Source organism: Lysobacter changpingensis (assembly GCF_017308985.1).
Taxonomy (GTDB): Bacteria; Pseudomonadota; Gammaproteobacteria; order Xanthomonadales; family Xanthomonadaceae; genus Lysobacter_J; species Lysobacter_J changpingensis.
Genome location: NZ_JADWPE010000001.1, coordinates 289,735 through 313,903 on the forward strand (window position 1 = coordinate 289,735; position 24,169 = coordinate 313,903).

The 24,169-nt window shown below is 68.2% G+C and carries 15 protein-coding genes; 9 read left to right on the top strand and 6 right to left on the bottom strand.

Features of this window, described 5'->3' with window-relative positions; all coding sequences use genetic code 11:
- Positions 1-24: 24 nt before the first annotated feature.
- From I4U41_RS01235 to pilH, 7 genes are all read left to right on the top strand, one after another.
- Positions 25-2,856, top strand: coding sequence for a 2-oxoglutarate dehydrogenase E1 component (locus I4U41_RS01235; RefSeq protein ID WP_206858985.1), 2,832 nt, complete (start codon positions 25-27; stop codon positions 2,854-2,856).
- 103 nt (positions 2,857-2,959) lie between these two features.
- A complete protein-coding gene (gene sucB, locus I4U41_RS01240) occupies positions 2,960-4,192 on the top strand; it encodes a dihydrolipoyllysine-residue succinyltransferase (RefSeq protein WP_206858987.1) in 1,233 nt (410 codons plus the stop codon).
- Between the two features lie 110 nt (positions 4,193-4,302).
- A complete protein-coding gene (gene lpdA / locus I4U41_RS01245; protein WP_206858988.1) occupies positions 4,303-5,745 on the top strand; it encodes a dihydrolipoyl dehydrogenase in 1,443 nt (480 codons plus the stop codon).
- 149 nt (positions 5,746-5,894) lie between these two features.
- The gene (locus tag I4U41_RS01250) at positions 5,895-6,488 is read left to right on the top strand and encodes an LOG family protein (protein ID WP_206858989.1); all 594 of its coding nucleotides are present in this window, start codon (positions 5,895-5,897) and stop codon (positions 6,486-6,488) included.
- Positions 6,489-6,623: 135 nt separating this feature from the next.
- Positions 6,624-6,935, top strand: a complete 312-nt coding sequence (locus I4U41_RS01255) for a GIY-YIG nuclease family protein (protein ID WP_206858990.1) — start codon at positions 6,624-6,626, stop codon at positions 6,933-6,935.
- Between the two features lie 23 nt (positions 6,936-6,958).
- Positions 6,959-7,951: an oxidoreductase gene (locus I4U41_RS01260; RefSeq protein ID WP_206858991.1), complete on the top strand. Its 993-nt coding sequence runs from the start codon at positions 6,959-6,961 to the stop codon at positions 7,949-7,951.
- Positions 7,952-8,041: 90 nt separating this feature from the next.
- Complete coding sequence (pilH, locus tag I4U41_RS01265; RefSeq protein ID WP_206858995.1) at positions 8,042-8,407, top strand: twitching motility response regulator PilH; 366 nt, start codon at positions 8,042-8,044, stop codon at positions 8,405-8,407.
- Positions 8,408-8,908: 501 nt separating this feature from the next.
- Here pilH and I4U41_RS01270 read toward each other — a convergent pair.
- Positions 8,909-9,808 carry a DnaJ C-terminal domain-containing protein gene (locus tag I4U41_RS01270; protein WP_206859000.1) on the bottom strand — a complete coding sequence of 300 codons (900 nt, stop codon included), beginning with the start codon at positions 9,806-9,808 and terminating at the stop codon, positions 8,909-8,911.
- Positions 9,809-9,990: 182 nt separating this feature from the next.
- On the opposite strand from I4U41_RS01270, the gene I4U41_RS01275 reads away from it, so the two are divergent.
- Positions 9,991-10,476, top strand: coding sequence for a peroxiredoxin (locus I4U41_RS01275; protein ID WP_206859002.1), 486 nt, complete (start codon positions 9,991-9,993; stop codon positions 10,474-10,476).
- A gap of 137 nt (positions 10,477-10,613) precedes the next feature.
- On the opposite strand, the gene pbpC is transcribed toward I4U41_RS01275, so the two are convergent.
- Both pbpC and I4U41_RS01285 read right to left on the bottom strand, forming a co-directional pair.
- Positions 10,614-13,025, bottom strand: a complete 2,412-nt coding sequence (pbpC, locus tag I4U41_RS01280; RefSeq protein ID WP_206859005.1) for a penicillin-binding protein 1C — start codon at positions 13,023-13,025, stop codon at positions 10,614-10,616.
- Between the two features lie 192 nt (positions 13,026-13,217).
- Positions 13,218-18,110, bottom strand: coding sequence for an alpha-2-macroglobulin family protein (locus I4U41_RS01285; RefSeq protein ID WP_242524956.1), 4,893 nt, complete (start codon positions 18,108-18,110; stop codon positions 13,218-13,220).
- 227 nt (positions 18,111-18,337) lie between these two features.
- Here I4U41_RS01285 and I4U41_RS01290 point away from each other — a divergent pair, with 227 nt between their 5' ends.
- Positions 18,338-19,132, top strand: coding sequence for an MOSC domain-containing protein (locus tag I4U41_RS01290; protein WP_206859007.1), 795 nt, complete (start codon positions 18,338-18,340; stop codon positions 19,130-19,132).
- 75 nt (positions 19,133-19,207) lie between these two features.
- On the opposite strand, the gene gyrA is transcribed toward I4U41_RS01290, so the two are convergent.
- From gyrA to I4U41_RS01305, 3 genes are all read right to left on the bottom strand, one after another.
- Entirely contained in the window at positions 19,208-21,886 is a 2,679-nt protein-coding gene (gyrA, locus tag I4U41_RS01295) for a DNA gyrase subunit A (protein ID WP_206859008.1), read from the bottom strand.
- Positions 21,887-22,224: 338 nt separating this feature from the next.
- Complete coding sequence (mtnA, locus tag I4U41_RS01300; RefSeq protein ID WP_206859009.1) at positions 22,225-23,283, bottom strand: S-methyl-5-thioribose-1-phosphate isomerase; 1,059 nt, start codon at positions 23,281-23,283, stop codon at positions 22,225-22,227.
- A 116-nt stretch (positions 23,284-23,399) separates the two neighbouring features.
- Positions 23,400-24,164, bottom strand: a complete 765-nt coding sequence (locus I4U41_RS01305) for a DUF3011 domain-containing protein (RefSeq protein ID WP_206859012.1) — start codon at positions 24,162-24,164, stop codon at positions 23,400-23,402.
- Positions 24,165-24,169: the final 5 nt, after the last annotated feature.

Sequence of the window (24,169 nt, forward strand, 5' to 3'; positions counted from 1 at the left end):
CCACCGAGTTTCCCGATCGCCATCGTGGACAGTCTCCTGAAGCAGTTCTCCCAGTCCTCCCAACTCGGCGCAAACGCCGCTTTCGTCGAAGACCTGTACGAGCAGTACCTGGTTGCACCCGACAGTGTCGACCCCAAATGGAAGGCGTATTTCGACGGCTTCAAGGGCCGTGAAGCCGGCGACATCCCGCACTCGGCGGTGATCGAGCAGATCGCCGAAGCCGGCCGCCAGGCCGCCCGCGGCGTGGTGTCGGTCGCTGCCGGCGCCGGTGACGAGCGCGAGCGCCACGTCGGCCGCCTGATCACGGCCTACCGCTCGCGCGGCCACCTGGGCGCCAACATCGACCCGCTGGGCCTGTGGCAGAAGCCGGAAGCGCCGGATCTCGACCTGGCGTTCCACCAGCTCACCGGCAACGACCTCAACGCCGAGTTCAGCACCGGCGGCGTGGGCGGCAACGACCGCATGAAGCTGGGCGACCTGTTCGCCCTGCTCAAGGCCACCTACACCGGCCCGATCGGCGCGGAGTTCATGCACATCTCCGACGCCGAACAGCGTCGCTGGATCTACGAGCGCCTGGAAAAGGCCGGCGGCAGGTTCGGCCGCACCGCCGAGGACAAGAAGCGCATCCTGGAGCGCCTGACGGCTGCCGACGGCCTGGAGCGCTACCTGGGCACGAAGTACGTCGGCCAGAAGCGCTTCTCGCTGGAAGGCGGCGACGCGCTGATCCCGCTGATGGACACCACCATCCGCCGCGCCGGCGAACAGGGCGCCAAGGACGTCGTCATCGGCATGGCCCACCGCGGCCGCCTGAACGTGTTGATCAACACGCTCGGCAAGCCGCCGCGCCACCTGTTCGACGAGTTCGAAGGCAAGTTCGAGCACGTCCACAGCGACCTCGCCCACCAGGGCGACGTGAAGTACCACATGGGCTTCTCGGCCGACGTCGCCACGCCGGGCGGCCCGGTGCACCTGGCGCTCGCGTTCAACCCGTCGCACCTGGAGATCGTCGACCCGGTCGTCGCCGGCTCCGTGCGTTCGCGGCAGTCGCGCCGCGGCGAGAAGGGCGCGCAGCAGGTGCTGCCGATCCTGATCCACGGCGATGCCGCGTTCGCCGGCCAGGGCGTGGTGATGGAGCTGTTCCAGATGTCGCAGGCGCGCGGTTTCCGCGTCGGCGGCACGGTGCACATCGTCATCAACAACCAGGTGGGCTTCACCACCAGCGCGATGCAGGACGCCCGTTCGACGCTGTACTGCACCGACGTCGCCAAGATGGTCGGCGCGCCGGTGCTGCACGTGAACGGCGACAACCCGGAAGCCGTCGTGTTCTGCGCCGAGCTGGCGCTGGACTTCCGCAACACGTTCGGCAAGGACGTGGTCATCGACCTGGTCTGCTACCGCCGCCACGGCCACAACGAGGCCGACGAGCCGGCGGCGACGCAGCCGGTGATGTACCAGGTCATCCGCAAGCACAAGACGCCGCGCGAACTCTACGCGCAGCAGCTGGTCGCCGAAGGCACGCTCACCGCCGACGAGGCGCAGGCGCTGGTCGACGGCTACCGCCAGAAGCTCGACGACGGCGTGGTCACCACCGAAGTGGTCGAAGTGAAGCCGGACGAGTTCACCATCGACTGGTCGAAGTACCTGTCGGGCAAGCTCACCGACGCGGTGGACACCACGTTCGACCGCAAGAAGCTCGACAAGCTCGCCGTCACCATCAACGACGTGCCGGCCGACCTCAAGCTGCACCCGCGCGTGGCGAAGATCTACGAGGACCGCCGCAAGATGTCCGCCGGCGAGCAGCCGGGCGACTGGGGCTTCGCCGAGAACCTCGCCTACGCCACGCTGCTGGACGAAGGCTACAAGCTGCGCCTGGTCGGCCAGGACTGCGGTCGCGGCACGTTCTTCCACCGCCACGCGATCCTGCACGAGCAGAGCAACGACGAGTACGTCCTGCCGCTGCGCCGCCTGGTGAAGAACCCGGCGGACGTGACCATCATCGACTCGCTGCTCAGCGAGGAAGCGGTGATGGGCTTCGAATACGGCTATGCCACGGCCGATCCCATGACGCTGGACATCTGGGAAGCGCAGTTCGGCGACTTCGCCAACGGCGCCCAGGTGGTGATCGACCAGTTCCTTTCGTCGGGCGAGGCCAAGTGGGGCCGCCTGTGCGGCCTGGCGCTATTCCTGCCGCACGGCTACGAAGGCCAGGGTCCGGAGCACAGCTCCGCGCGCCTCGAACGCTTCCTGCAGCTGTGCGCGCTGGAGAACATGATCGTCTGCACGCCGACCACCCCGGCGCAGGCGTATCACATGATCCGCCGCCAGATGCGCATGACCACGCGCAAGCCGCTGGTGGTGATGACGCCCAAGTCGCTGCTGCGCCACAAGCTGGCGGTGTCGACGCTGGACGAACTGGCCAAGGGCGAGTTCCAGCACCTGATCCCGGACGCCTCGGCGGACGTGAAGAAGGTCAAGCGCGTCGTGGTCTGCGGCGGCAAGGTCTACTACGACCTGCTGGAAGAACAGCAGAAGCAGGGCATCGAGGACGTCGCGATCCTGCGCGTCGAGCAGCTGTATCCGTTCCCCCGTGCGCTGCTGCAGGCGGAACTTGCGCGCTTCAAGAACGCCACCGATGTGGTGTGGTGCCAGGAAGAGCCGCAGAACCAGGGCGCGTGGTACCAGATCCGTCACCACCTGGCGGCCTGCCTGCAGTCCGGCCAGACGCTGCACTACGCCGGTCGCGCGCGTTCGCCCTCGCCGGCCGCCGGCCACCTCGCCGACCACGTCGCCGAGCAGGCCGCGCTGGTCGCCGATGCACTGAAGAACCCGTTGCGCGGCGAGATCACCGCCGAATGACGCAGGCATGACCCATGGCGGGCCGTTGAACACGGCCCGCTAACCGCCGAACGTCGAACCTCACACACGACACACCGATTACGTCATCCAGGATGCGCGCCCCATGAGCACCGAGATCAAAGTCCCCGTTCTGCCCGAATCCGTCTCCGACGCCACCATCGCGACCTGGCACAAGAAGGTCGGCGACGCCGTCAAGCGCGACGAGAACATCGTCGACCTGGAGACCGACAAGGTCGTGCTCGAGGTGCCCTCGCCCGTCGATGGCGTCATCAAGGAAATCAAGTTCAAGGAAGGCGATACGGTGACCAGCCAGCAGCTGATCGCCGTGGTCGAGGAAGGCGCGGCGGCGGCCGCTCCGGGGCCGGAGGCCAAGGCCGACAAGGCCGCCGCGATGGACGCCAAGAACGTCGCCGCCACCACCGCTGAAGCCCAGCCGGTGACGCCGAAGGCCGCCGCGACGCAGGCCACCCAGGCCGCCGGTGGCGTGGACCAGCTGCCGCCGGGCGCGCGCTTCACCGCCGTCACCCAGGGCATCGATCCGTCGCAGGTGGAAGGCACCGGCCGTCGCGGCGCGGTGACCAAGGCCGACCTGGTCAACTACGCTTCGGGCAAGACCGGCGGCGTCGCCGGTGGCGCGCGTCCGGAAGAGCGCGTGCCGATGACCCGCATCCGTGCGCGCATCGCCGAGCGCCTGATGCAGTCGAAGAACTCCATCGCCATGCTCACCTCGTTCAACGAGGTCAACCTGGGCAAGGTCATGGCCATGCGCAAGGAGCTGGGCGAGCAGTTCGAGAAGGCCAACGGCATCAAGCTCGGCTTCATGAGCTTCTTCGCCAAGGCCGCCGCGAACGCGCTGCAGAAGCACCCGGTGGTCAACGCCTCGGTCGACGGCAACGACATCATCTACCACGGCTACGCCGACATCTCGATCGCCGTGTCGACCGACAAGGGCCTGGTCACGCCGGTGCTGCGCAACGTCGAGCGCATGGGCTTCGCCGACATCGAGAAGGGCATCGCCGAGTACGCCAAGAAGGCACGCGACGGCAAGCTGGGCCTGGACGACCTGCAGGGCGGCACCTTCACCATCACCAACGGCGGCACGTTCGGTTCGCTGATGTCCACGCCGATCGTCAACCCGCCGCAGAGCGCGATCCTCGGCATGCACGCGATCAAGGAGCGCGCGATCGTCGAGAACGGCCAGGTCGTCGCCGCGCCGATGATGTACATCGCGCTGTCCTACGACCACCGCATCATCGACGGCAAGGACGCGGTGCTGTTCCTGGTCGACATCAAGAACCAGCTCGAGAACCCGCACCGCATGCTGCTCGGGATGTAATCCCGGGAAGCCGTGATTCGTGATTCGGGATCCGTGATTCGCAAAAGCGAAAAGGCGACCTGCTCTTCAACGAATCACGAATCACCAATCACGAATCACGAGCGAAAGAAATGAGCGAACAGCAAACCTTCGACGTCATCGTCATCGGCGCCGGCCCGGCCGGCTACCACGCGGCCATCCGCGCCGCACAGCTGGGCCTGAAGACCGCGTGCATCGACGCCGCGCTCGGCAAGGACGGCAAGCCGGCGCTGGGCGGCACCTGCCTGCGCGTGGGCTGCGTGCCGTCGAAGGCGCTGCTGGACAGCTCGCGCCAGTTCTACAACCTGGGCCACCTGTTCGGCGAACACGGCATCACGGCGAAGGACGCGAAGATCGACGTCGCCACGATGATCGGTCGCAAGGACAAGATCGTGAAGCAGTTCACCGGCGGCATCGCGATGCTGTTCAAGGCGAACAAGATCACGCCGTTCTATGGCTTCGGCCAGCTGCAGCCGGGCAACGTGGTCACGGTCAAGCAGCACGACGGCAGCACCGTCGAGCTCAAGGGCACCAACGTGATCTTGGCCGCCGGTTCGGATTCGATCGAACTGCCGTTCGCCAAGTTCGACGGCGAGTACATCGTCGACAACGTCGGCGCGCTGGACTTCACCGCCGTGCCCAAGCGCCTGGGCGTGATCGGCGCCGGCGTGATCGGCCTGGAACTGGGCAGCGTGTGGAAGCGCCTGGGCGCCGAGGTCACCATCCTCGAAGCGCTGCCGGATTTCCTCGCCGCCGCCGACGCCGAAGTGGCCAAGGCCGCCGCGAAGGAGTTCAAGAAGCAGGGCCTGGACATCAAGCTCGGCGCGAAGGTCAGCAACACCGAAATTTCCGGCAAGGGCAAGACGAAGGAAGTCGTCGTCACCTACACCGACACCGAAGGCGAGAAGACGCTCACCGTCGACAAGCTGCTCGTGTCGGTCGGCCGCCGCGCCGCCACGCGCGGCCTGCTGGCCGAAGGCACCGGCGTGAAGCTGGACCAGCGCGGCATGATCGAAGTCGATGAGCACTGCCACACCGGCGTCGACGGCGTCTGGGCCGTGGGCGACTGCGTGCGCGGCCCGATGCTGGCGCACAAGGGCTTCGAGGAAGGCATCGCCGTGGCCGAGCTGATCGCCGGCCTGCCGGGCCACGTCAACCTCGACACGATCCCGTGGGTCATCTACACCGAGCCGGAAATCGCCTGGGTGGGCAAGACCGAGCAGCAGCTCAAGGCCGAAGGCACGCCGTACAAGGTTGGCACCTTCCCGTTCGCCGCGATCGCGCGCGCCGTCGCCATGGGCGAGCCGGCCGGCTTCGTGAAGGTCATCGCGCACGAGGAAACCGATCTGATCCTCGGCATGCACCTGGTGGGCGTCGGCGTGTCCGAACTCGTGCACGAAGGCGTGCTGGCGATGGAATTCAAGGGTTCGGCCGACGACCTCGCCCGCATCTGCCACGCCCACCCGACCCTGTCGGAGGCGATCCACGACGCCGCCATGGCGGTGTCCAAGCGCGCGATCCACAAGGCGAACTGATCGCCGGGATTCGTGATCCGGGATTGGGGATTCGTGAAAGCGAACACGCCGACGCCCGGATTGCATCCCTCGCCATGCCGACGCCGGGCCTATGCCCGGCGTTTGCTTTTTCCGAATCCGCAATCCCCTCTCCCGAATCCCGGCTGCCCATGAAATCCCTCTGCGTCTACTGCGGCTCCAACTCCGGCTCCAAACCCATCTACACCGAACGCGCGATGGCGCTGGGCACGCGCCTGGCGAAGGACGGCATCGCGCTGGTCTATGGCGGCGGCAACGTCGGCCTGATGGGCGTGGTCGCCGACGCCGTGCTCGACGCGGGCGGCGAAGTGATCGGCGTCATTCCCGAGCAGCTGGTCAACTGGGAAGTCGCGCACAAGGGCGTCACGCGCCTGGAAGTCGTCGGCTCCATGCACGAACGCAAGGCGCGCATGTTCGACCTCTCCGACGGCTTCGTCGCCCTGCCCGGCGGCTTCGGCACGCTGGACGAGATGTTCGAGATGCTCACCTGGCGCCAGCTCGGCATCGGCGACAAGCCGTGCGCGTTCTTCGACGTGGACGGCTTCTACACGCCGCTGATGGGCATGCTCGACCGCATGGTCGCCGAGCGTTTCCTGCATCCCGACCAGCGCGACGACCTGTGGCATGGCGACGACATGGACGCGATGCTGACGTGGATGCGCGCGTACACGCCGGCGCAGGCGGACAAGTGGATGGATGAGAAGCGGCGGAAGGCGATGCGGTGAGGGGCGCGCGGTTCACCTCAGGCCCGTAAGGATTTACTGACCCGAAAATCCGTCATTCCAGCGAAAGCTGGACCCCATTTTCTGCTTTTTCCGCGCCACACCCGCGGAGCAAGATGGGTTCCAGCTTTCGCTGGAATGACGTGGAAGAAGGTGCGACTGGCGAGGAATCCATGCGCATACATCCTCGCAAGCCGCGCTCGCGGAACGCTCTACATCGGCCTGACCGCGGATCTGGTGAGGCGGGTTTGGCAACACCGGCGCGCACAGGGCAGTGGGTTCACACATCGTTATCGAGTGCACGAGCTCGTCTGGTACGAAGCCCACGAAACGATCGAATCCGCCATCTCACGCGAGACTTCGCTGAAAGCCTGGAGACGCTTGTGGAAGATCCGGTTGATCGATGCGACAAATCCACAGTGGCGCGATCTGTATCCCGATATCCTTTGATATCGCTTCATTACGGGTGACTCATGACCATCCCCACCACCTTCACCGCCTTCCGCATCCACAACGACGCCGACGGCTATCGCAGCGGCCTGGAGCAGATCGCGCTGGACGACCTCGCGCCCGGCGAAGTCGTCATCAAGACCGCCTTCTCCTCCATCAACTTCAAGGACGCGCTCGCCGGCACCGGCGAAGGCAAGATCCTGCGGCGTTTCCCGCTGGTGGGCGGCATCGACGTCGCCGGGCATGTCGTCGCGTCCACCGATGCGAAGTTCAAGGAAGCCGACGCCGTCCTCGTCACCGGCTGCGGACTCAGCGAAACCCGCGACGGCGGTTACGGCGAATATGCACGCCTGGAGTCGAAGTGGGTCATCCCGTTGCCGACCGGCCTCAGCCTGCGCGAGAGCATGATCCTGGGCACCGCCGGCTTCACCGCGGCGCTCGCGCTGCTGCGCATGACCGAGAACCGCCAGACACCCGACCTCGGCCCACTCGCGGTGACCGGCGCGACCGGAGGCGTAGGGTCGCTCGCGGTGGACATCTTCAGCCGCGCCGGCTTCGAAGTGCACGCGATCAGCGGCAAGCCCGAACACGCCGATTACCTCAAGGAAATCGGCGCCACTCAGGTGCTCGGCCGCGATGCGCTGGCGACCACGCGGCCGATGGAATCGGCGCGTTTCGGCGGCGGGCTCGACAACGTCGGCGGACCGATGCTCGCCAGCCTGCTCGCGCAGACCACGCCGTACGGCAACGTCGCCAGCGCCGGGCTCGCCGCGACCGCCGATCTCGATACGACCGTCATGCCCTTCATCATCCGCGGGGTATCGCTGCTGGGTGTGGCGTCGGCCGGCACCGCGCGCGGCATCCGCGAACAGGTCTGGCAGCGTTTGGCCGACGACTGGAAGCCCCGTCACCTGGATCGGATCTGCATGCGCGAGGTCGGCCTGCAGCAGTTGCCGGAGGTATTCCCCACGATGTTGGCCGGCGGTTCGCTGGGACGTACGCTGGTCGTGATCTGACGCACGGATTGGGCGCGCGGAACCCCCGCCGCCCGCTGTTGCGAGGGCCATGGCGCTGGCTACAATCCCCACAGGTTCAGGGGGAACACTATGGCGCGCATTCTCATCGTCGACGACTCGCCGTCCCAGCTCATGGGCATCCGGCGCATTGTCGAGAAGCTCGGCCACGAAGCGCTGACGGCCGAGGACGGCGCGGCCGGCGTCGAGGCCGCCAAGCGCGAACTGCCCGACATGATCCTCATGGACGTCGTGATGCCGAACCTCAACGGTTTCCAGGCGACGCGCTCGATCACGCGCGATCCGACGACCTCGCACATCCCGGTCGTGCTGGTCACCACCAAGGACCAGGACACCGATCGCGTCTGGGGCATGCGCCAGGGCGCGAAGGCCTACCTGACGAAGCCTTTCAGCGAGAGCGACCTGTCGGATGTGATCGGACAGGTGATGAAGCGCTGAGCGAGGCGCGAGAGCTCCGGAGCACGACCGCATTCTCCCTTGCTGCTTGCACGGGAGCAGGTGCGCGTCGATCGCGGCATTGCCTCCGCCACGTCAGCTCTTGTAGCCCGGGTAAGCGAAGCGCACCTGGGGGTCACGCGTGAACCAGGCGCCACCGTGCGTCACTTCCCCCCTCCCCGACCTCGCGGCCAGCGGACATACCCCGATGGCGTTCGTCGGGACGCGCGCCAGTGGCGCGCGAGCGTCCCTCCTCACCCCTGCAAGCAGGGAGGGAGCCGTTGCGTGTCGATCGCTGTTTGCCTCTGCCACGTCGGCTCTTGTAGCCCGGGCAAGCGAAGCGCACCCGGGGGCTGTCACGCGTGAACCAGGCGCCACAGTGCGCCACTTCACCCCTCCCCAACCCTTCCCTGCATGCAGGGAAGGGAACGAGCGCGCCGCCTTGCGTCATCCGCACAAAGGAAAGACGACGCGCTCGTGCTCATCTGACGCGCAAACCGCCACCTACGCCCGCCGCCAATCATCCCCAAAGGCATCCCGCAGCCGCTCGTAAGCCTCACGCTCCGCATCCGTGTTCGGGCGCGGCGCCAGCACTTCGAGCTCCACGATCTGGTCCCCTGGCGGCTGCTTGCCGGTCGGGTCGTTCGGCAGGCCGCGTCCGCGCAGGCGCAGCTTGCGGCCGGCTTCGGAATTCGCCGGGATCTTCAGTTCGACCGCGCCGCCCAGCGTCGGCACGCTCACCGTCGCACCCAGCGCCGCTTCCCACGGGGCGATCGGCAGCGCGTGGATCACGTTGCGCCCGTCCACTTCGAACTGCGGGTGCGCGGCGTATTCGATCTCCAGCAGCAGGTCGCCCTGCGCACCCTGCCCGGCCAGGCGGATCACCTGTCCCGGCCGGATGCCCTTGGGCACGCGCACGTCGAGCGTCTTGTTGTTGACCGAAATGCGCACCGTGCCGCCTTCGTACACCGTCTCCAGCGAGACGGCGAGCTTGGCGCGCGAGTCGCCGCGCGGCTGCGGTCCAGGCCGCTGGCCGACGCCGCCACGGCCGAACAGGCTCTCGAAGAAGTCGGAGAACCCGCCGCCCGCGCCACCGCCGGCGAAGATCTCCTCGAAGTCCACGCCGCCGCCATACCCGCCCCCGCCGAAGCCGCCCGGCGGCGGCTGCACTTCATCACCCGGGCGATAGCCGCGCGCGCGCAGCTGGTCGTAGGCCGCGCGCTTCTGTGGATCGCGCAATGCTTCGTAGGCCTCGTTGACGGCCTTGAACTTTTCCTCGGCGCCGGCTTCCTTGCTGACGTCCGGATGGTATTTGCGGGCCAGGCGGCGATACGCCGTCTTGATCTCGGCCTCGCCGGCGCTGGGCTCGACGCCCAGGGTCTCGTAGTAATCCTTGAACTGCATCGATGGTCCGTCCCGAAAGGCTGGTTCGCGGTGTCGCGCGCAGGCCGGGAGGTTAGCGCAATCGCGGCGAAGCCGAGGTCGTCATTTTGCTCCACGTGGGAAATGCAGCGTCGTTGACGCGGGATTCCCCGGCGCAGGGTCTAGAATCGATGCGACTTTCGACCACCCGCACAGGAACGGCCATGACCATCCAGATCGGCGAACGCATCCCCGAAGTTCCGCTGCAGCGCATCCGCGAGGGCGTGGAGACGGTGGACACCAACGCGCTGTTCGATGGTCGCCGCATCGTGCTGTTCGCGGTGCCCGGCGCATTCACGCCGACCTGTTCGGAAAAACACCTGCCGGGCTTCGTCGAACATTTCGATGAGTTCCGCAGCCACGGCATCGAGGTCGCGTGCATGGCGGTCAACGATCCGTTCGTGATGCAGGCCTGGGGACAGAGCCAGAACGTGCCCGAAGGCCTGATGATGCTCGCCGATGGCAACGGCGATTTCACCCGGGCGCTCGGTCTGGAACTCGACGCGAGCGCCTACGGCATGGGCCGGCGCGCCAAACGCTTCGCGCTGTACGCCGACGACGGCGTGGTGAAGCTGCTCAACGTCGAAGCCCCGGGCGAGTTCCGCGTGTCTTCCGCCGAGCATGTGCTTGAGCAGCTCAAGCACCTGTGATCCGCACTTGTAGCCCGGGTAAGCGAAGCGCACCCGGGTTCAGGCGTGACAGCTCCCGGGTGCGCTTCGCTCATCCGGGCAAAGGCTGAAGAAGCAGTAGTGAGTACGCAGGAGTGAGGAGTGAGCGACAGCCTCGCTCACTTTTCCAGAAAGAAACCCACGCGCGACCACGCTCCACCCTCGGCCAGCGCCGTCAGCGTGTGCGCGCCGGCTTCGTCGAACTCGTGGACGAAGGCGCCCTCGCCCGCCGATTCGCCGATCAAGCGGCCGTCGAGCAGCCAGCGCACGCGCGCATCGCCGCCCAGCGCGCGCAACGACAAACGCACCGTCCTGGTGCCGCCCGGCGCCGGTGCGAGCGTGGCGCGATCGTCCAGCCCTTCGATGCGCAGCTCCTGCACGGCATCGCGTCCGTCGGCGGCGCAGTCGGGCGACAGCGCGGGCAGGCGCGCGGCGGCACGCGCGGCACTCGACAGCCATGGCGATGCGAGCGCGGGCCAGCGCGCGATCTCGCGTGTTTCGCGCACATGCGTGGTGGTGCAGTCCGCCGACAGGCGCAGGCCGGTGCGCGCATCGAAGTCGAACCGCTCCACGCCCGCGCTCCACAGGCGCGCATCGCGTTCGGCGAAGGTCGGCGGAACCGAACCGTCGAGCGTCCACGCTTCGCGCCGCTGGCGGCACAACTGCGGCGATGCCGGGTCCGGCGGCAGGCCGAGCGGCCAGCAGATGTCGAGTTTGGCGACGCCCACCGGCGGCGGACGCGGCGCCGCATCGGCGCGCTGTCGCGGCAGGCTGTCGATCACCTCGAACATGAGCGGCAGCGCGGTGATGGCGCCGTACTGGCCGGGCAGCGGAGTGCCGTCCGGACGCCCGACCCACACGCCCACCGTGTAGCGGCGCGTGCCGCCCAGCGCCCAGGCATCGCGAAATCCATAACTGGTGCCGGTCTTCCATGCGACGCGCGGACGGCCGCGCGGATCGAACGTGTCCGCGGCGCTGCCCGGTCGCGGATTGGCCTCGAGCATCTCGCGCACGATCCACGCCGCACCGGGCGACAGCAGGCGCCGATCCACGCGCGGCGCATCGCGGGTGAGGCGGACGCGACCGGCGACGCCATCGCGGTTGAGTGCGGCGTATGCGCCGACCAGATCCTCCAGCCGCGCGCCGGTGCCGCCGAGAATCATCGAAAGATTGGGCGTCGCCCCGCGCGGCCATTGCAGGCGGATGCCGCCGTGCGCCAAGCGCGCCGAGAAGCGCGACGGCCCCACCCGGTCGAGCAGATCCACCGCCGGCACGTTGAGTGAGAGCCGCAGCGCCTGCGCCGCACCGACCGGCCCGTTGAACGCGGCATCGAAATTGCCCGGTCGATAGTCGCCGAACGCCTGCGGCGCATCGACGAGCAGGCTTTCCGAATGGATCAGCCCGTCGTCCAGCGCCAGCCCGTACAGGAACGGCTTGAGCGTCGAACCCGGCGAGCGCCACGCCTTCACCATGTCGACGTGGCCCAGGCGCGCGGCGTCGGCGAAGGCCAGCGAGCCGACGTAGGCGCGTGCCTCCAGCGTGGCGTTGTCGACCACCAGCAGCGCGGCGGAGGTGCGTTCGGGCAGTTGCGAGAAGTAGGCGGCGACGCGGTCCTCGAGCGTGCGCTGCAGGTCGAGGTCGAGCGTGGACACGACACGCACTGCCTCGGGCCGCTCGAAGCGCAGGCGTTGCGCCAGCAGCGGCGCGTAACGCGGCGGCTGCAGCGAGCGCGCGACCACCGGCTCGACGCGCGCATCGGCCACTTGCGCGGCCGTCCACACGCGCATCTGCCGCATGCGCGCGAGCACCTTGTCGCGCGCGACGCGGGCGCGGTCGGGCTCGCGATCGGGACGCAGGCGGCTGGGCGATTGCGGCAGCACGGCGAGCAGTGCGGCCTCGGCGTGCGACAGCCGCGACGAGGGTTTCCCCAGATACGCCCAGCTCGCCGCCTCCACGCCCTCGACCGTGCCGCCGAACGGTGCGTGGTTGAGATACAGCGAGAGGATCTCGCGCTTGGACAGGCGCACTTCCAGCTGCAACGCACGCAGCATCTGCCGCAGCTTGCGCGCGGGCGTGCGCGTGGTGCCGGTCCTCGCGCCGTCCTGCTTCGTGTCGAGGATGCGCGCGACCTGCATCGTCAACGTCGAGCCGCCCGACACTACCCGCCCGCTGCGCGCCCACTGCCCGGCCGCACGCAGCATCGCCACCGGATTGATGCCGGGATGCCGCCAGAACCAGCGGTCCTCGTAGGTGAGCAACGCCTGCACGTACAGCGGCGAGACCTGCTCCGGCTCGACGGAATAGCGCCAGATGCCGCCGCTATCGGCGAAGGCGCGCAGCGGCGTGCCGTCGGCGGCGGTGACGACGGCGCCCCGGTCGCGTTCGTCCGGGAGCGGAAGCGGGAATGCGAGGTCCGCCAGCATCGCCGCGATGAGCAGCACCAGCGCGGCAAGAAGCGCCTTCAGGCCGGGGCGGCGATGTTTCGATGCATGCACGGCAGCCGAAACGTCGTGGGGTGTCGGCGTGGCCATGGCCCTAGCCACCGTCATCCCGGCGCAGGCCGGGCTCCAGGCTGTCACGGCCGAAGAAGAGCGGGCGTTCGCGAGCGGATGCACGTCCGGCCTGGATCCCGGCCTTCGCCGGGATGACGGGACATGGGCGATGCGGGCTGCACTCGCGCAGCCCGCGATCCATCGGCATCCGCTGCAACTTCACTTCGAACCTCACTTCCCTCCCGGCTGCACCACCGTCAGCGTCGCCGGCGCGACCTTGCCGACGCCGCGCAGCTCCGGCCGGTACATGTCCTCCACCAGCGACGGCGGCACCGTGTACGTGCCCGGCGTCACCGCGCGCACCAGGTAGAACACGCGCGCCGTGTCGCCCACGTCGAGCTTCAGCGCGGCCACGTAGCGGTCGTCGCGGAATTCCTCGTGGCGCACTTCTGCGGCATCGTCGCGATCGCTCAGCTCGATGCCGTCGATGACCACGCCGGCCCACTGCTTGCCGTCGCCGAGATTGAAGTTCTCGATCTCCAGCCCCGCCGGCAGCAGGTCGGTGAGCAGCGCGTCGGGCATCGGCCGGCTCGCGCGCACGTTGACCTGCACGATCAGCGCGTCGCCTTCGGCCAGCGCGCCGCCGGCCCACGGCGTGCCGTCGGCGGCGTAGTACTTGCGGACGACGTCGATGACGGAGTTCTCCGGCGCCGGTGCCGTGCGGGGCACGCCGGCGACTTCGAAACTCGCATACAACGGCGGCTCGCCCTTCGGCGTGAAGCTCACGCCGCGCGCGACGGCGGCGGCGTCGAACAGGCGGCCGATCAGCCGCGCCGGACCCGCGTCGCTGGACGCATCGCCGACCTTCCATTCGCCCGACACCTGCCTGCCCTGCTCCGCCGTCAGCGCCTTGCCCAGGCGCGCGATGGCGACCTGTTCCTGCGTGCTCAGCCACAGCCAGCCGCGATTGCGGCGCGCGTCCAGTTCGCGGCCGAGATCCACCGCGCGCGCGTCGAATTCCGGCTTCGCCAGCTTGTGCTCGTGCACCAGCGCGATCATCAGCGCATCGTCACGCAGGCGGCTGCCGTAATCGCCGAGGTACTCGGGACGATCCGCTGCATCGTGTGCGAAGCCTTCGGCGATCGCCTTCGCACCGCGCGCCTTGTCGCCCTGCAACGACAGCGCGATGCCCAGGTGCACCAGCGGCAGGCCGGTGAGGCTCTGCTTGCGCTCGTTGTCGTACAGCGCGCGCAGCGTGCCCAGCGGCGCGCGGTTGACGCGCGCGAGCGCGTAGCCGGCGTAGGCCTGGTAGGCGAACTTGAGGTGTTGGCGCCGGTCGTAGCCGAAGAACGGCGAACCGCCGGACAGCAGGTCCTCGTTGAGCACCTTCAGCGCCTTCTGCAGCATCGCGTCGGGCACGGCGAAGCCGGCTTGGCGCGCGTCGAGCAGGAACTCCACGACATACGGCGTGATCAGCGGGTTGACGTAATCCCCATCGCCCCACATCGAGAAATGGCCCGAGCCGATCTGCATCGCCGCCAGCCGGCCGAACGCGCCTTCCATGCGTGCGCGACGCTTCGCCGCATCGAGGCCCGTCGTGCCGAGCATCTTCGCCGTGGCATCGTCGAGTTCCAGCGCGGCGAAGCCCTTGCTCGTGGTCTGCTCCGCGCAGCCGTACGGATATTCCAGCGCGCCCTGCAACGCGGTGGCGAACGGGATCGGCGGCAAGGCGCTGACCGACAGGCGCGCGTTGACGGATTCGGGCATGAGGCCGTCGGCGAGCGCCTCATCGAGCGCGATCGCGCCGAGCGAATCCAGCACCTTCGTGCGTGCGCGCACCACCGATGGCCACGCCGGCCTCACCGGCAGGTCGTAGCGGCGATCCACCTTCACGCCGTTGCCGTCCACGCGTACGCGGACCCGCGCGACGGTCATGCCGGCGCGCGCCTGCAAGGGGAAGGTGTAGGTGGTCTTCGCTTCCGCAGCGAGCTGCGCGGTGCGCGTGCCATCGGCGACGGCGATCGGGCCCTCGCCCGTCACCTGCACCTTGAACGTGCCGGCGCGGCCGGTGAAGTTCTGCACGTCGAGCGTGACGTTGCTCCTGTCGCCCGGCGCGAGCACGCGCGGCAGGCTCGCTTCGGCCAGCACCGGCGCGCGCACGATGGTTTCCGCCGCGCGGCTGCCGTACTTGTCGGCCGAATAGACCATCGCCGACACGCGCAACGTGCCGTTGAAGTCCGGCACCGTCAGCCGCACGCGCGCGTTGCCCTTCGCATCGAGCTTCACGGGCCCCGCGAACAGATCGACCGTCTGCACCTTCGCGGTCGGACGCCGCGCCTGCGGCAACGCGGCCAGCGCCATGTCGCCGCCGAAGCGGATCCTGGCCATGTCGCCTTCGAAGCTTTCGATCACGCGGCCGTAGACGTCGTAGGCGTCCACGCCGAGGCGGCGCTGCGCGAAGAAATGCGATGCGGCGTCGGGCACCGGGAAACGCGTGATGTTGAGGATGCCCACGTCCACCGCCGACACGGTGACGAACGCGTCTTGCCCGGCGAGCTGCGGCGCGCTCACCGTGACCGGCAGTTCGCGTTCGGGCTGCATCTGTTTCGGTACGGACAGGCCCACGGCGATCTTGCGATCGCGACGGTCCATCGGCACGAACGCCACGCCCACCGCACGCGCCGGCGTGATCCTGCTCGGCGCACTGCCGCCACGGAACACCAGCGCGGTGACGTACACGTCGTGGCGCTCCCAGTCCTTCGTAACGGGAACCTCGAACGTGCTGCCCGCCTTGGCGTCGATGTCCTGCACGTAGAGCATGCGGTCGGTCTCGACCATCAGCAGGCCCTTGCCCGCATGCGGCGGCGTCAACGTGACCTTGAGCGTGTCGCCGGCGCGGTAGGACGTCTTGTCGAGCGCGAGCTTGACCTTGTCCGGACGCGCATCGAGGCCGCGGTTGTCGTCGCTCCAGCTCCAGCCGGCGGTGAACGGATAACGCGTGGTGAGCCTGGTCGCCGGATCGAACACATCGAGGCGGTAATCGCCCCATTCCACCGGGAAATCGACCCGCGTCGCGGAACCGCCGACGTCGACGGTGCGCGTTTCGATGTCCTCGTAACGGCGGGTGAAGTCGTAATCCCAGCCGTCGTCGCCGTGGTTCCAGTGGTAGTCGCGATGCTCGCGCACCAGCGTCACGCGCAGCGCCTTCGCCGGACGCGGCCGGGCGTCGCTGCCGTAGCGGCCGATTTCGAAACCGGCCGTCGCGTTCGCATTGCTGCCTTCCTTGTCGTCGAACAGCGGGCGCACGCCGACCAGCGCGTCGGCCGGCCACAGCACGCGCTTGAGGCTGCGATTGACGCTGCGCCCGCCGGTTTCGTACACGCTGCCGGTGAGGATCGCGGCGATGGTGCTGGTCGGCGTGGCTTCGGCCGGCAAAGCAATGTCCTGCGCGAGCCGCCCCTGCGCGTCGAGTGTGGCGTCCACGACGTCGGCCGCTTCCTTCGGCAAGGTCAGCGTGGGATCGCCGAAGAACCAGCCGGGCAGTTGTTCGAGCGGATGCTGTTCGACCGCCACCGCGAGCTTCGCCGTGAAGCGGTTGCCCGCCGCGGGCGCGCCGTAGAGATAGGCGCCGTCCACGCGCAGCTTCAGCGGTTCGCCTGGCTTGAGGACGGCTTGCGCGTCGAGGTCGAGCTTGAGGCGTTCGGGCAGGAATTCCTCCACCCGCAGGGTCATGCCCTGCACCGCGTCCTTGCTGCCCGGATCGGTACGGAATTCCACGCGCCAGCGGCCGGTCGCCGCGTCCGCCGGAATCACCTGCGCATGACGCACGTAGCCCTGCACATCGGGTTGCAGGCGTGTTTCCAGGAACGTCTTGCCGTCGGGCTGCACGTAGCGCAGGAACACCGGCTGCGTCGGCTTGCCGGCCTTCGCGACGGGCTGGCCGTCCTGGTCGCGCAGGAGCGCCGAGACGCGCACCGTTTCGCCCGGGCGGTACAGATCCCGCCCGGACCAGGCGAACACGTCGAACCACGCCTGTTCGCGCCCGTTGACCGCGAACTCCGACAGGTCCAGCGCCGGCTGGTTGAACGGCAGCATCGACACGTCGCGGCCCTTGCTCGCCACCAGCACGTAGGTCGCGTCGAGCCGGTACTTCACCAGCGCGTTGCCGTTGCCGTCGGTTTCGGCCTTCAGCACCGGCTCGCCGCGCGAATCCAGGATGCGCAGTTCCACGCCGGACACCGCCGCGCCGGACTGCAACGACGCGGCATGCACGAACAGCGAGTCCTGGTAGGCGCGCACGTGCAGGCCGAGGTCGCTCACGGTGAAGAACGCGGTCTCGTACTGGTCCTGGAACTGGCCGGCGCGCTTCATCACCGCGAAGTACAGGCCGGGTTCCTGCAGTTCCTTGATGTCCTGCACCGGCAGGTAGGTGAGCACGCGTTCGTTGCGCTTGCCGCCGAGCACGAAGCGGTTCACGTAGACCGGATCGGCGAGGCGGTCCAGCGGCGTCTTGTCGCTGTATTCGCTGCCCAGTTCCCAGCTGCCGCGACGGCCGCCGCGCTGGTATTCGGCGAAGAACTTCGGCAGTTCCTTCTCGCGCACGCGCAGGAATTCGACGTCCACTTCCGGCACGTTGACCGACACCACCGGCAGGCCGCGACTCTCGCGCGCCGGCAGGACGCTGCCCTGCGAGGCGAAGCCGACGACGGGATCCAGCGGCCCGGTGTAGACCTGTCTGCTGACGGGACCGGCGAGCCGCTCGCCCGAGGCGGCGGTCAGCCCCGCCTTGATGGCCACCGCGTACTCGCGGCTGGCATCCACGTGCGGGAAGCGCAGCAGCTTCGCGTCGTCCGACAGCACCCAGCTGCCCTTGACGACGGCGCCGTTGTTGTCGGTCACCGCGATCAGTTCGTCGAACGACTGGGTGCCCACCAGCGGCTTGCTGAATTCCAGCGCGATGGCGAGCTGCTCGTCGCCCTTCTGGTCCGGGTACGCGGCGACGAGGACGAAGCCCTTCACCGCTTCGGCCTTCGCCTGGATCGCCTCGCCGCTAGGCGCCGGAAGCTGGCCGTCGGCGTCGCGCCTGCAGCCGGCCAGCGTCATCAATGCGAGCCCGGCGAACATGAACCAGCGCGTCCACAGGACACGGTTCCGGCCCGCTCGAACGAATCCCTCCGCTGCGCGCTTCATGCGATCTCCCCAGGTTTGGCCGCGAGTATAGAAGCGAAGCGCGACGTCGGCAGGACGGTGCGGCACGCCAACCGGCAGGGCCACGGCTCCCCCGGCAATCGTCTCCTTTACCACGACACGCGGTGCGGTCACGATGAGGCTTCTTCCCACTCCGTACCGCCATGAAGCTGAGCGATCTGTACCTGTATCCGGTCAAGTCCTGCGCGCCGGTGGCGCTGGACGAGGCACGGGTCGAAGCGCGCGGGCTCGCCGGAGACCGGCGCTGGATGATCGTCGATGGCGACGGACGCTTCATCACCGGGCGCCAGTTCCCCGAACTCACGCTCATCCGCGCGCAGCCGGTCGCGGGCGGGCTGACGCTCGATGCGCCGGGCATGCCCTCGCTGCACGTGGCGATCCCGTCGTCCATGGAGCACGCGACGGTCGAGATCTGGAAGAAGCCCGTCGATGCCGTGCACGCATCCACCGAGGCGGCGCAATGGCTGGGCCGTTACCTGGGCATCGTCGCGCGGCTGGTGTACATGGACGAGTCGGTGCGGCGACAGGTCGATCCGGCGTTCGCGCGCGAAGGCGACGTCGTCGGGTTCGCGGACAGTTTCCCGGTGATGCTGCTGGGCCGCGGCTCGCTGGCGCTCCTCAATTCGAAGCTCGAAACGCCCGTGTCGATGCTGCGTTTCCGTCCGAACCTGGTGGTCGATGTCGATGCACCGCACGCCGAGGACGCGTGGACGCGCATCGCGATCGGCGAGGTGGAGTTCGACGTCGCCAAGCCCTGCACGCGCTGCAACTTCGTCAACGTCGATCCCTTGACCGGGCGCAAGTCGGACGAGGGACAGCCGTTGAAGACGCTGACCGGCTATCGGCGGTTCGACGTCGGCGTGACGTTCGGGCGCCATCTGATTCCGCGCTCGCCGGGCGTGGTCCGGCGCGGGGATGCGGTGCGGGTGCTGGCCTGATCGCCCGCAACTGCCTGGAATCCAAACGAAAACGCCGCCCGAAGGCGGCGTTTTCGTTCAGCGGAACGACTCCGGTCAGCCCGCGACGGGCGAATCCGCTTCCGTCGAAGCCTCATCCGATGCGCCGTCGACCGGACCGGTATCGACCGGCGATTCGCCGCCGTTCTCCTCGTCCTCGTCGAGCGACGCGTCCACGCGTTCGATCGTCTGCAGGCTTTCCTCCGGCGACAGGCGCATCAAGGTGACGCCCTGCGTGTTGCGGCCGACCTGCGAGATCTCCGCCGCGCGCGTACGCACCAGCGTACCGCCGTCGGAAATCAGCAGCACGTCGTGGTGATCCGACAGCTGCACGGCGCCGATCAGCTTGCCGTTGCGCTCGGTGGTCTTGAGCGCGATCACGCCCTGGCCGCCGCGACCCTTGCGCGGGTATTCCTCCAGCGCCGTGCGCTTGCCGTAGCCGCGTTCGCTGGCGGTGAGGATGTCGCCATCGCCTTCGACGACGATCAGGCTGACGACGTAAGCGCCGCTGGTGTTCTTGCCACCGTTGTCGTCGCCATCATCGCCCTCCTCGCCTTCGGCCAGGCGGATGCCGCGCACGCCGGTGGCGGTGCGGCCCATCGAACGCACCGCGTCCTCCGAGAAGCGCACGGCCTTGCCGTTGCTCGCGAACAGCATGATGTCGCGCTGGCCGTCGGTCATCGCGACGTCCACCAGCGCGTCGCCGTCATCGAGGTTGATCGCGATCTTGCCGCGCTGCAGGCGGAAGGCGAACTCGGTGAGCGGCGTCTTCTTGACCGTGCCGTTGCGCGTGGCGAAGAACACGAAGCAGTTCTCGGCGTACTCGCGCACCGGCAGCACGGCCTGCACCTGCTCGCCGTTCTCCAGCGGGATCCAGTTGATGATCGGACGGCCGCGCGCGTTCGGGCCGGCGTCGGGCAGCTGGTGCACCGGCAGCCAGAACACGCGACCGGCGCTGGTGAAGGTCAGCAGCGTGTCGTGCGTGTTCACCAGCCACAGGTGGTCGATGAAATCCTCGTCCTTCGTCGAGGCCGCGTTGCGCCCCTTGCCGCCGCGCTTCTGCGCACGATATGTGCTGACCGGCTGGCGCTTGGCGTAACCCGAATGCGACAGCGTGACCACCACGTCTTCCGGCGCGATGAGGTCGAGGATGTCGAGGTCTTCCTCGCTGGCGCGGATCTCGCTGCGGCGCGCGTCGCCGAATTCTTCCTTGACGTTGCGAAGCTCGGTGCGGATCACCTCCAGCAGCACGTTCGGATCCTCGAGGATCTCGATCAGCCCGCGGATGGTTTCCAGCAGTTGCTTGTATTCGTCGGTGAGCTTGTCCTGCTCCAGTCCGGTCAGGCGGTGCAGGCGCATTTCCAGGATCTGCTGCGCCTGCGTTTCGGTCAGCTGGTAGCGGCCGTCGATGAGACCCACGCCCTGCGGCAGGTCTTCCGGACGCGACGCATCGCTGCCGGCCGCGGCCAGCAGCGCGCCGACCAGGCCCGGCTCCCACGTACGCGAGAGCATGCGGTCGCGCGCTTCGTTCGGATTCGCCGAGGTCTTGATCAGCTCGATCATCTCGTCGATGTTCGCGAGCGCGACCGTCAAACCTTCCAAAACATGCGCGCGCTGACGCGCCTTGCGCAGTTCGAAGATGGTGCGGCGGGTGACGACTTCGCGGCGATGCTTGACGAAGACTTCCAGCATCTCCTTCAGGTTCAGCAGCTTCGGCCGGCCATCGACGATGGCGACCATGTTGATGCCGAACACCGACTCCATCTGCGTCTGCTGGTAGAGGTTGTTGAGCACGACCTCCGCCGATTCGCCGCGCTTGACCTCGATGTAGATGCGCATGCCGTCCTTGTCGGACTCGTCGCGCAGCTCGCTGATGCCTTCGAGCTTCTTTTCCTTGACCAGCTCGGCGATTTTCTCGATCAGACGCGCCTTGTTGACCTGGTAGGGAATTTCGGTGACGACGATCGCCTCGCGGCCGTTGTCGGCCACTTCGACTTCCGCGCGCGCACGCATGCGCACGCGACCGCGACCGGTGCGGTACGCGGCGGTGATGCCGGCGGTGCCGTTGATGATGCCGGCGGTCGGGAAATCCGGGCCCGGGATGTACTGCAGCAGGCCGTCGACGTCGATCGTCGGCTCGTCGATCAGCGCGATCGTCGCGTCGATCACTTCGGAAAGATTGTGCGGCGGGATGTTCGTCGCCATGCCGACCGCGATGCCGGCCGAACCGTTGACCAGCAGGTTCGGCACACGCGTCGGCATGACGGTGGGCTCGAGTTCCTTTTCGTCGTAGTTGGGCTGGAAATCGACGGTTTCCTTGTCGATGTCGGCCATCAGCTCATGCGCGATGCGCGACATGCGCGCCTCGGTGTATCGCATGGCCGCGGCGTTGTCGCCGTCGATCGAACCGAAGTTGCCCTGCCCGTCCACCAGCATGTAGCGCAGCGAGAACGGCTGCGCCATGCGTACCAGCGTGTCGTACACGGCCGTGTCGCCGTGCGGGTGGTACTTACCGATGACGTCACCGACGATACGCGCCGACTTGTAATACGGCTTGTTGCTGTGCGCGCCCAGTTCATTCATCGCGTACAGCACGCGGCGGTGCACCGGCTTGAGGCCGTCGCGCGCGTCCGGGAGCGCGCGTCCGACGATCACGCTCATCGCGTAATCGAGGTAGCTGCGGCGCATCTCGTCTTCGAGGTTGACCGGGATGATTTCCTTGGCGAGTTCGGCCATCGGGTTTCCGTGTTTGGTGGTTTGCGCGCGGCTGAACCGGCGGTTCACTCAGCGCGATGTTTCAGCCGCAAAACACCCCTTGCGGGCTGGCGTTCCAGTCCGCTGCGGGCGGTGTCGGATCGACAGGAAATGATAGCACGGAATGGGGTTCCGAGTCCCGCCGATTCCTGACCAGAAACAAGGACTTGCGGGAAAATTACGTGCGTTTTCCGGGTGCGCTGGCGGCTTGCGAGGTGCGGGGCGGCAATGCGGATTGCCGCGCATTGCGATCGGTACGCCCCGGGCCCCGTTGCCCTGGCCCCAGCCCCTCTCCCGTCGGGAGAGGGGTTCTGCGGGGATCAGCCGAAAGCCGCCCTCATCGCCGCTTCGTCCGGCCGCTCGATTACGCCGCGCTCGGTCACGATGGCGTCGATCAGCTCATGCGGCGTCACGTCGAAGACCGGATTCCACGCGCCGATTTCCTCCGCCGCCGTGCGCATGCCGCCGACGGCGAACAGCTCGCCGGGGTCGCGCTCCTCGATGTGGATTGCATCGCCGGACGGCGTTTCCATGTCGACCGTGGAGGACGGCGCGACGACCATGAACTTCAGGCCGTGGTGGCGTGCGGCGATGGCGAGCTGGTAGGTGCCGATCTTGTTGGCGGTGTCGCCGTTGGCGCAGATGCGATCCGCGCCGACGACCACCCACTGCACGTCGCCGGACTTCATCAGGTGCGAGGCGGCGGCGTCGGCGATCAGCGTGGGCGAGATGCCGTCCTGCTGGAGTTCCCACACGGTCAGGCGCGCGCCCTGCAGCCACGGGCGGGTTTCGCCGGCGAACACCTTGTCGATGCGGCCTTCGGCGACGCCGGCGCGGATCACGCCGAGCGCGGTGCCGAAACCGGCGGTGGCGAGCGAGCCGGTGTTGCAATGCGTGAGCACGCCGCTGCCCGGCGGAATCAGCGCGGCGCCCAGCGCGCCCATGCGGCGATTCGCGGCGAGGTCCTCGTCGGCGATGGCCTGCGCCTCGCGTTCGAGCACTTCGCGCCAGTCCGCGCCGGCGGCGGCGAGGACGCGGCGCATGCGCGCCAGCGCCCAGGCGAGGTTCACCGCGGTCGGACGCGCGGCATTAAGGCGCTGCATCGCCGGTTCGAGCTTCGCGACCGCGTCGCGTCCATCGTTCGCTTCGATCGTGCGCGAGGCAAGCACCACGCCCCATGCCGCGGCGATGCCGATGGCAGGCGCGCCGCGCACGGTCAGCGCGTGGATCGCCTCGGCGACGGCGTCGCTGTCGGCGCAGGTGACGTACTCGACCACGAACGGCAGCTTGCGCTGGTCGAGCAGTTCCAGGGCCTGCCCGGTCCAGCGGATCGGACGGATGCGGTCGTAGCGGTCGAAATCGATGGCGTTGGTGTTCATCCGGCGAGTTTACAGCGCCGATGTTTCGAACGAGGGACGAGGGAGGAAGCGGGGAACGAGTGAAGGAGGAACGAGTGCGTCAGCACGCCCTTCCCGTTTCTCGTTCCCGCGCGCGCCTACTGCACCTGGAAATCCCCCCGGCACCCGTTGCTCACCCAGATGCCGTTGCGATCCCAGCCCCAGCTGCGCCCTTCGATGCACGCGGCCTTCGACGCCTGCCGCACCAGGCGCGCGTCGCGGCGGACGGTGACGTTGCAGCGGCGCTGGCGGTGCTCGTCGGAACCGCAGTAGAGCGTCTGCGCGGGACCGCCCCAGCCGGGGTTGTTCCAGCCGCCGCCGTGTCCGCCGCCGTTGCCGCCGCCCCAGCCACCGCCATATCCGCCGGTGGCGAACTCGGCGCGGCAGCCGTCGTTCACCCATACGAAGCCGCGCCCGACGCCCCACGTGCGCCCTTCGATGCACGCCGACTTCGAGTACTGGCGAACCAGCGTCGCGTCGCGGCCGTCAATGGCGCACTGCCGATAGCGGTTGTCGTTGGAATCGCAGCGCACGGTGCGGCCCTGGCGGCCGCCGGCCCAGCCGCCGCCGCGGCCGGAGACGAATTCCGCGCGGCAGCCGTGATCGACCCAGATGCCGCCGCGGTCGTAGCCCCAGCTGCGGCCTTCGACGCAGGACGCCTTCGAGTACTGGCGCACCAGCCGCACGCCGCCGCGCGTGTCGGCGGCGCAGTAGCGGTGGCGGCTGTCGTTGGAATCGCAGCGCACCATCTGCCGCGCACCGTAACGCTTCGCGTCGACCTGCGCCCGCACGGGCTGCGCCCACAACGCGCCGGCCGCGACCACGACCAGCAGTCCGACCCACCTGAGCGAATTCGCGATCATCGAAG